The organism is Micromonospora sp. KC207 (genome assembly GCF_004348615.1).
Lineage (GTDB): Bacteria > Actinomycetota > Actinomycetes > Mycobacteriales > Micromonosporaceae > Micromonospora.
In genome coordinates this window covers 1-8,871 of record NZ_SMKJ01000288.1, presented here as the reverse complement: position 1 = coordinate 8,871, position 8,871 = coordinate 1, and the positions used below count along the sequence as shown (strand labels likewise).

Annotated in this window: 4 protein-coding genes, 2 pseudogenes and 2 CRISPR repeat arrays; of the genes and pseudogenes, 5 read left to right on the top strand and 1 reads right to left on the bottom strand. The window is 67.1% G+C overall.

Annotated elements, in window-relative coordinates; all coding sequences use genetic code 11:
- Positions 1–281: 281 nt before the first annotated feature.
- Positions 282–1,424: a CRISPR direct-repeat array (repeat unit 37 nt; unit sequence GCTGCGCCCGGCCACCGCGCCGGGCGAGGATCGCAAC).
- A gap of 607 nt (positions 1,425–2,031) precedes the next feature.
- A complete protein-coding gene (locus E1258_RS26675; RefSeq protein ID WP_132405956.1) occupies positions 2,032–2,826 on the top strand; it encodes a dienelactone hydrolase family protein in 795 nt (264 codons plus the stop codon).
- Positions 2,827–2,900: 74 nt separating this feature from the next.
- Here E1258_RS26675 and E1258_RS26670 read toward each other — a convergent pair whose 3' ends face one another.
- Positions 2,901–3,266: a cyclic-phosphate processing receiver domain-containing protein gene (locus tag E1258_RS26670; RefSeq protein WP_132405954.1), complete on the bottom strand. Its 366-nt coding sequence runs from the start codon at positions 3,264–3,266 to the stop codon at positions 2,901–2,903.
- Positions 3,267–3,484: 218 nt separating this feature from the next.
- Positions 3,485–3,746: a CRISPR direct-repeat array (repeat unit 38 nt; unit sequence GCTGCGCCCGGCCACCGCGCCGGGCGAGGATCGCAACG).
- 712 nt (positions 3,747–4,458) lie between these two features.
- Between E1258_RS26670 and E1258_RS26665 the strand changes: the two genes are divergently transcribed.
- The 4 genes and pseudogenes from E1258_RS26665 to E1258_RS26650 form a co-directional block, all read left to right on the top strand.
- Complete coding sequence (locus tag E1258_RS26665) at positions 4,459–6,249, top strand: RHS repeat-associated core domain-containing protein (RefSeq protein ID WP_371688691.1); 1,791 nt, start codon at positions 4,459–4,461, stop codon at positions 6,247–6,249.
- Entirely contained in the window at positions 6,239–6,580 is a 342-nt protein-coding gene (locus E1258_RS26660; RefSeq protein ID WP_132405952.1) for a hypothetical protein, read from the top strand. The genes E1258_RS26665 and E1258_RS26660 overlap by 11 nt, the downstream gene beginning before the upstream one ends.
- Before the next feature lie 386 nt (positions 6,581–6,966).
- A pseudogene (locus tag E1258_RS35195) lies at positions 6,967–7,291 on the top strand (PrgI family protein); the annotation flags it as partial.
- Positions 7,288–8,001 (top strand): annotated as a pseudogene (locus E1258_RS26650) (conjugal transfer protein TraC); the annotation flags it as partial. The pseudogenes E1258_RS35195 and E1258_RS26650, both read left to right, overlap by 4 nt.
- Positions 8,002–8,871 lie beyond the last annotated feature (870 nt).

Below are 8,871 nucleotides of genomic sequence, written 5' to 3'. Positions count from 1 at the left end.
GCCTGGACCACTACGAAGGCCGCACCTGGCAAGGCTGGCACCACCACGTCACCCTCGTGGCCGCCGCCCACGCCTACTGCACCCTGCAACGCCTCGACCCAAAAGCCCCCGCGCCGGCCTGAGCCTCTATGCAGTACTCCGCGAACTGCAACACCTACTCGTCCGCCTGGCCGGCGCCTGCCCCACCTGCAAAACCCGCTTCCCCGCAAGACGAAAACCCCGACAACGACTCCGATCATGACAAAGCACTACTAGGGAGCAGCATGATTGAATACACCACCGCTGCGCCCGGCCACCGCGCCGGGCGAGGATCGCAACTCCGATCAGGCTGGCCTGGACGTCGTCCGCGCTCGGCTGCGCCCGGCCACCGCGCCGGGCGAGGATCGCAACTCCACGTTTCTGCCATGTCGTGGGAGTCTCAACTATGGCTGCGCCCGGCCACCGCGCCGGGCGAGGATCGCAACCCCGGCAAGCCCTACTGGCCCGCCGGCGCCACCCGGGCTGCGCCCGGCCACCGCGCCGGGCGAGGATCGCAACGCCGAGCAGCAGCTCGTCGACGTCGAGCGCCGGCACGCTGCGCCCGGCCACCGCGCCGGGCGAGGATCGCAACGACGTCCAACCCGGATCTCCTGCCGATCGAATGGTCGCGCTGCGCCCGGCCACCGCGCCGGGCGAGGATCGCAACACGGTCAGGTAGGCGACTTGCACCTCGGTGGCCTGGCTGCGCCCGGCCACCGCGCCGGGCGAGGATCGCAACTCCGGCTCCGGCTCCGCCGGCGGCTTGCGGCCCGCGCTGCGCCCGGCCACCGCGCCGGGCGAGGATCGCAACCGCGCTGGCATCGGCCGTGCGGTGACTCCACCATGCCCAGCTGCGCCCGGCCACCGCGCCGGGCGAGGATCGCAACACGGCCCACGCCGAAACACTGAGCGGCCCACGACCAGGCTGCGCCCGGCCACCGCGCCGGGCGAGGATCGCAACGATGATGATGGTGCGGTCGAGCAGGGCATCCGCTTGCTGCGCCCGGCCACCGCGCCGGGCGAGGATCGCAACTCGCGCAGGCCGCGCTCGCCGCCGTCTGGATGACTGTGCTGCGCCCGGCCACCGCGCCGGGCGAGGATCGCAACTGGTCCGGGTCGGTGGCGGCGATGCGGTCCAGCTCGTGCTGCGCCCGGCCACCGCGCCGGGCGAGGATCGCAACACCGGCACTGTCTACCGGCCCGGCGTCGACGCCGGGTGCTGCGCCCGGCCACCGCGCCGGGCGAGGATCGCAACGGCAAGGAGACCGTGCAGCGGGTCCGGTACGTGCAGTCGCTGCGCCCGACCACCGCGCCGGGCGAGAATCGCAACCTCGGGCGTGGTCGTCGGCGGTACCGCGATCGTCACCATGCTGCGCCCGGCCACCGCGCCGGAGTGGACGCCCCTGGCGTGTTGTTGCGGTTGTTCTCGTCGGAAGTGGGCATCTCAGCAGTTTCGGCGTCGGTCAGCCAGCGGTCGTAGTTCAGGTGGTCCCAACGGGACCGCAGCCACTGGCGCTTGGTGTTGTTTGCTGTTCGCCACTGGTATCGCAGCCCGTCGGCGAGTTGATGGCGCCGCTGCGGTGCGAGGAGCCCTGGAAGTTGGTGGCAGATGTCGGCGATCATGATCGTTCGCTCATGACGTCGGGCCAATGCGTCCGCCGGGCGGGCTTCGAGGAGCGACGCGGTGAGAAACCGGATCTCCAGGAAGCCCAGGTGGAGTAGGTCCGCTGTCGCTGTCTCCATGGCAGCCTGGAGCGGCTCGTCTGACTCCATATCGACCTACTCCGGCCACAGACTCCTCGGTCGTGTCGGGATCGAGGAGGAACCGTGCCACGAATGTCGGTTCCGTGATGGTGACTATGGATCGGTGGCGCCTCTGAACGCCAATCACGGTTGGGTTCGGGAGCAGGGGCACGCAGAGGCCTTGCCGCGCAATCTGCTTGCCAGCATCCGCTTCCGCTGCAGACATGCGCGCTGCTCTCCAGGTTGGTAAACGGTCAGTCGCGACCGGCGGTGATCGGCTGGTTGGATGACCCCATGCCCGCGGCTGTCGAGTGGTTCGATCACCGGGTGATCGACGGCGTCGCCGAGCGGTCGTTTCACGTTGTGGGGACGAGCGGCGACGTTCCGGGCGTGCTCTGGCTGCCGTCTTGCTGGTCCACGCCGCGGCCGTTGGTCCTTCTGGGTCACGGTGGTAGTGGGCACAAGCGGAGCGGCCGGATCGTGGAGCTCGCCCGGTGGTTCGCGACGTATGCCGGCCTTACGGCGGTCGCGATCGACGGCCCCTATCACGGCGACCGCGTGTCTGCTCCGTTGTCGGCGGCGCAGTACCAGGCCCGGGTCGCCGAGACGGGGATCGAGGTTGTCCTCGACAGGATGGCGGAGGACTGGCGGGCGACCGTGGATGCCATCGCGGCGATGGGTCTTGCTGCCTCGGACCAGCTCGCGTATGTCGGCATGTCCATGGGGACACGGTTCGGTCTGTCCGTCGCGGCAGAGATGGGCGACCGGTTCCGGTGCTTGGTCTTCGGCAAGTTCGGCCTTCAGCAGGGGGCGGCCATGCACGAAGGAATGGCCGCTCCGGAGCGTGTCGCGAGAGATGCCCGGCGAATCAGCGCCCCGGTGCTCTTCCACGTCCAGTGGCACGACGAGATCTTCCCCAGGCATGGTCAGTTGGCGCTGTTCGACCTGCTGGGGTCAGTGGACAAACAACTCGCTGGCTACGTCGGCACGCACGCGAAGACGGATCCCGGAGCCATCGCCCTCTGGCGAGACTTCGTCGTACGCCATCTGGCCCTCGTCATTTGAAAGCCGCCAGCCCTGCTGCAGGATCGGGTATCTGGATCTGCTGCAGGTCGGGCGCTACGCAACGGTCACCTCGTTTAGGCGGGCCGGTCGAGGTAGCCGACATCGGTCGAGCCGGGCGCGGCGCGGACGTTGTAACCCCAGTGCCGCAGCACCTGCACGATCTTTGTGACGCCGACGGGGTTGGCGGAGTGGACGTAGACGACGCCGATGTCGAGTGGGTGTCCCTCGAACGCTGCTTGTTCCAGCAGTTCCACGACCGGCCAGATCGTGTCGTTCCCGCCGAGGTCGTGGTCCAGCCATAGCTCGTCCAGCCGTCGGCCCCGGTACTGGTCGAGGAGTTGGACCCCGGCCGCGCTGGTGCGGGCCACCTCCGCCTTGCGCCCGTCCACGAAGGACCGGAGATCGTCGACCAGAATGACCCTGACCTCGCTGGCATCCACCTCCGGGATGATGCCTGAAGCCGTCCTGCTCCGGCGCCCGGATCTGCTACGGATCGTTTGCCGACCTCGTGTTCCCTATCTCTTCCTAGCGTCGTAGGTAGCACGCGGCAAGGGGGCCGAGGTGATGCCACAGCCGCCGTGCGGTCAGACTCATCGGCTTCTCAGCTGGTACCGATCTTGGAGCGAGACGTGGCACTCTCCCACGTCTACGGAGAGGACCTGCGCCCGGCCACCGCGCCGGGCGAGGATCGCAACGGCGACCTCGACGCCGCCACCCGCTACGTCACCCAGCTGCGCCCGGCCACCGCGCCGGGCGAGGATCGCAACGCCATGTCCGTCTCCCTCGCTCGCTTGCCTGTACCCATGCTGCGCCCGGCCACCGCGCCGGGCGAGGATCGCAACGACGCGATCGGCGACCCGGACGCCTGTCCGTGCTGCCACCGCTGCGCCCGGCCACCCGAGCGTAGGCGTTGACGCCACCATCGGAGTCAACTATTCCAATCAGCAAATTAGGGACAAGGGTGGCTGCAACCCCTATGCACAGGTGTCGGCTGGCGAGGTCGGGGTGGTTGTGGCAGGCGGTGAGGCCGATCTTGCAGGCAATTATCAAGTCGGGGTCGCCGGGGGAGTTGGAGCAGCCTATACTCCCTTCCCACCGTTCGCCTACACGGTCACAACTGGAGTGTCATGCGCAGACGCATTCTATCTAGTCGAATACTAAGGGTGAACTGTGGTGAATGATCAGTCGGCGAAGTCGAAGATTCGGCAAAGCAGGCGATGGCGCGCCGCCGTCCTCGGGCTTCGGATCGGTGTCGTGAGCATGCCGATCCTACTCGTCCTGATGTTGGCAGGGCGCGTTGCCAGCGTTAAAGATTTTGTCGTGCCAATCGTCTTCTTTATCCTCCCTATCACGGTAATCTCTATTCTTGTCGGATGGTTGAGTGTGGTGCTTCTAGTTCGAGACACGAGCCGTTACACGGGCGCAAGTACTGGATATGTAAGTCCCGCTCGCGTCTGGGATCTCATGCAGGCGCTGATTTCTGATCTCTGCAATTCTCGGAAGTGGTAGGCGAATCTAACGTTCGCCGAGCGGCTGGAGGCGGCCTACGTATCACGGGTCCCTCCGGGCACACTCATTCGACCGGGGAAGATAGCCGATCGGCTATCTACCCCGTCGTAGTGTGAGTCGCGTGTGGGTCGCGCCTGCGGCACACGTTTTTGGTGTCTGCACGGCACAGCTGAGCTGCTGGATCATGCGGCGGCGCAGCGGGGCGGTACCCGCTACTACACCTTCGGCGGCCAGCTCATCGCCAGCCGCAACCCCACCGGGCTCACCTGGACCTACACCGACCACCAAGGCACCCAACTCACCGCCATCAACGCCACCTCCCACGCCGTCACCACCCGACGGCAAGAGCCCTACGGCCAACCCCGCGGCAGCACACCCAACTGGCCCAACGCCCGTGGCTTCGTCGGCGGCGACCAAGACCCCACCGGACTCACCCATCTCGGCGCCCGCGAATACGACCCCAAACTCGGCCGGTTCATCAGCGTCGACCCCGTCCAAGACCTCGCCAACCCACAGCAGTGGCACGGCTACTCCTACGCGGACAACAGCCCCGTCACCCTGTCCGACCCCAGCGGCCTCAAAGCCTGCTCCGACGACAACTGTCGACCCGGCTCCGACTACGACGACCTCTACGACGAGTACGTCGAGATCCCCGGCCACAACGACGGCTGCAACGGTTGCAGCGAGACCCACCAGCCCTCCGGGCACGTCAAGGTCGAGGTGCTGGCCAACCACTTGGCCACCCCCGTACCCGGGGGCATCCCTGAATACGTGCTCTCCAGCGGCTATCGAGACCCCGACGGTGTCTTCACCTGGGGCGACGCATACCAATGGGCCGCCCAAGACCCGGCCCACGGCTCCTACGCCTGCTACCGCATGCTCGGCCTGTCGGAAGCAAGCTGCAACAGCATCTCCTGGAAATCGAACTCGGGAGGGCTGGCCGGCCTCGTCGCGGTAGCACTCGTAGCGGGAACCGCAGCCTGTGCGTTGGCAGGACCCGAATGCTGGGTAGCCGCAGGAGTCGCGCTACGGGCTGTCGGACCCGCCCTGACCCGGCTCGCCGCTTCCCCCGGCGGCCGAGCCGCCACCAGCGCTGCCGCAGGGGTGGGAGAATTCGCCGCAACCGGCAGCCTTCTTGGGGGCGCTGGCATCGGAGCCCTCAGCGGATACGGGCTCGCCGCCGGCGCGCTGTGCAGCTTCGCCGGCGACACACCCGTCCTCCTCGCCGACGGCGAGACGAAACCCATCAGCGAACTAAAGGTCGGCGACCGCCTCGTAGCTGAGGACCCCGAGACCGGCGAGGTGAGCCAGGAACCCGTCACCAACGTCTGGGTGCACGAAGACAGCCTCCACCAATTGGACGTAGCGGGCGCATCGCTCTCCACGACCGAGGACCATCCCTACTGGAACGCAACCGACCGCGAGTGGCAACCAGCAAGCGCCCTCGACTCCGGTGACCTTCTGCTGACCCCGTCAGGCCGAGAGGTGCCGACGCAGGGCCTGAAGCGAGGAAAATTCTCCAACGGACCAGCCTACAATCTGACCGTCGCCCGCCTGCACACGTACTATGTGCTAGCCGGCAACACCCCGGTCCTCGTGCACAACTGCGGAAATGCGATGTCCTCCGCAATTGGTGCCGACAACTTCCTTACAAAGGCCGCGCAACAGGCAGGGCGAAACCAGCGAGTTCAGCAAGAGATGGACGGATTGTTCAAGCAGCTTGGTGAGGGAAACATGAATCCGGGGCTGGGTAGTAAATCCCTTGCTGGGACAGACGTCTCCTACGCTAGAGGAAGGAACGGCGCGCGACTCTTTTTCAGGAATGTTGACGGCGGGGTGCAGATCGTGGGAAAGGCTGATAAGTCCAATGAGGCAGCGGTGATCAAAAGGCTGACTGAACTCTATGGCCAATAGTCCGCTCACCAAAGTCCAGCTAAACGGTGCTGAGGCTGCGTTCATGCTTGGTGCGGCTGACGACGCCGACACTGTCGAGAACGTGGATGTGGAAGTAACCCTTGACGACGGAAGTCGGTGGAGTGCTACTTTCCTGACATTGGCTGAGATTCGACGGTTGATGGAGCGATGGGAAGCGACAGGAGAGTGTTTCTCGGGCGCATACTTCCAATGCGCCGACCTAGTGATCGTTGGTCAGGGCGGCATCGCCGCTGCGGCGGACCTGTTACGTCAGCTGGTTGACTCAGGACGAATCCGGGAGGTCCTTGTGCGGATAGACATCGAGGAGTGACGGTGGCTGCGGAGTGTGCTGTTCTCGCTCGTGCGCCTGAGGCTATGAGCGAGCATCCGCGCTGCCGTCAACCTTCTTGCATGAGTTGGAGTGCATCGGTGGTTGGGGATGGAAGGTAGATAACCGTCAAGATCCGTTCCGGTGGTGCGCTGCGTAGCGGTGCGGCGTTGCAATGGGCCTGAACTGCGGAAACGTAATCAGGCCCGTCGTCGTGTGTGGCTAGTGTGGACGGTGAGTGTCACGTAAGTGTCACTCGGAGTGTCATCGCTTTCCGTGACCAGCAGTGATGAGCGAGCAGCAAGTGATCCACTTATCTCTCTCACTCCCAGAGGTGGGGTCGCCCTGGCTTGGCTTGATCGTGGGCGGCGTTGTCGCGCTCGTCGCGCGCGGCGTGCGCCAACCACGCCGACTTCCTCGCAGACCTCGCCGCCCGCCGCGACCCGCTGTGCCGCCAGGTCCTGGTCGTCACCCGCACCCCTGCCAGCGAACACGGCCATCGCGCCGCGCGGCGCCGCGCCGACGACACCCGCCCGCGCGTTGTCCGGCCTCGGCGTCACCCCCCGCGTCTTGGACGGCCAGGCGGTCACCGCCGCCCTCACCAACGCGGCCGACCCCTACCGGCCGCCGCGCCCGGGCGGCCTGGCCGCACCCGACGCCGTCATCACCGCGGCCACCCCACCCCGCCCTCGTAGAAGGAGAACACGGTCATGATCACGAACAGGCGCAGGGCCGGAGCCGACACCGGCGAGCAGCCCTGGACGGGCTCTGTGGCGTCGACGGTCGCACCCGCCGCGGTCGAGGTCACGCCCCGCTGGCTGCGCGTCGGCGACGGGTACGCCGCCACCCTGGTCGTGACCGGCTACCCCGCCGAGGTCGGCGGCGCCTGGCTGGAACCGCTGCTGTCCTGGCCGGGCCGCCTCGACCTCGCCCTGCACATCGAGCCGCTGCCGGCGCCGATCGCCGCCGCCCGCCTACGCACCCAACGGGCCCGCCTGGAGTCGTCGAGGCGGGCCGACTCCGACCGGGGCAAGCTGGCCGACCCCTACGTCGACGCCGCCGCCGAGGACGCCGGTGACCTGGCCGAACGACTCGCCCGCGGCGCGGCGAAGCTGTTCCGGGTCGGCCTGTACCTGACCGTGCACGCCCGCTCCGAGGCCGAGCTGGCGCAGGCGTGCGCGCAGGTACGGGCCGCCGCCGCGTCCACCCTCCTCGACGTGCAGCCGGCCACCTGGCGGCAACTGGCAGGCTGGACCACCACCCTGCCCCTGGCCACCGACGGGCTGCGGATGCTGCGCACCATGGACACCCAGGCCCTCGCCGCCGCGTTCCTCCTGGCCAGCCCGGACCTTCCCGCGCCGCTACCCGGAGACCCACCCTCGACCGGCGGCATCCTGTACGGCGTCAACCCGCAGCGTGCCGGCCGGACGGAGATGCTGCGCCCGGCCATCGCGCCGGGCGAGGATCGCAACCGCACCGCACCACGCGACAAGAAGGGCAACATCACCGGCGCTGCGCCCGGCCACCGGGCCGGGCGAGGATCGCAACCAGGGTTCGACCTCCGGCCGGTGTGAACGTGGGTGGCGCAGCCTTGCGACAGGCGACCGCTCTCGAAGGCGTAGAGGTGCTTCGAAACGCACTGTCCAGCTTCGGCGGCCGTCAGCGGTCGGGCCCAGGCTCATCAAGGCGGGGTTACCGATCGCGATGGTGCTCCGGTGGTGCTCGGATGTCCGGAGTTCAACCAGCGCGCTCGGACCAGGGCCAGCAAGATACGTCACGCACGCCCGATCTCTTTTACGGCAGGATCTGATGCTCCATCCGCTGGATCGCCCTGACCAGCAGATACTCAGCCGCTAATTGCGGCACGCATCAGCACGCAGCGGCACACGCGAAGCTGCCGTTACGCAACGTAGAGGGCATCTGATGGGTTCGGACTACGGATCAGAAGGTTAGGGGTTCGAGTCCCTTCGGGCGCACTTCACGATCAAGGCCGTGACCCGCGGAAACGGGGGTCACGGCCTTGATCGCTTCTGCGGGTTGGGACGGATCTTCCCAGGATTTGGAATCTGGTGCTCCGATGGTGCTCCGTTGTCGGTGTGCTGTTTCGGCGAGGGTCCGTGCTGGTTGGTGCTGACCAGTGCGTTTGCGTGTCGGCTGGTCTGGATCATGGTTGGGATACGGGTCCGTCAGGGTTCGATCCCTGTCTACTGTGGTGGGATGTGTGGGTCTTGCCTGGTGGGGTGGGTGTCCGGGTAGTGGGCCGTCGTTGACCTGGGCTGGCGCAGGGTGGGCAG

Excerpts from the sequence above, each read along its gene's own strand:
- E1258_RS26660 (WP_132405952.1), top strand. The coding sequence starts at position 6,239 with ATGGCCAATAGTCCGCTCACCAAAGTCCAGCTAAACGGTGCTGAGGCT.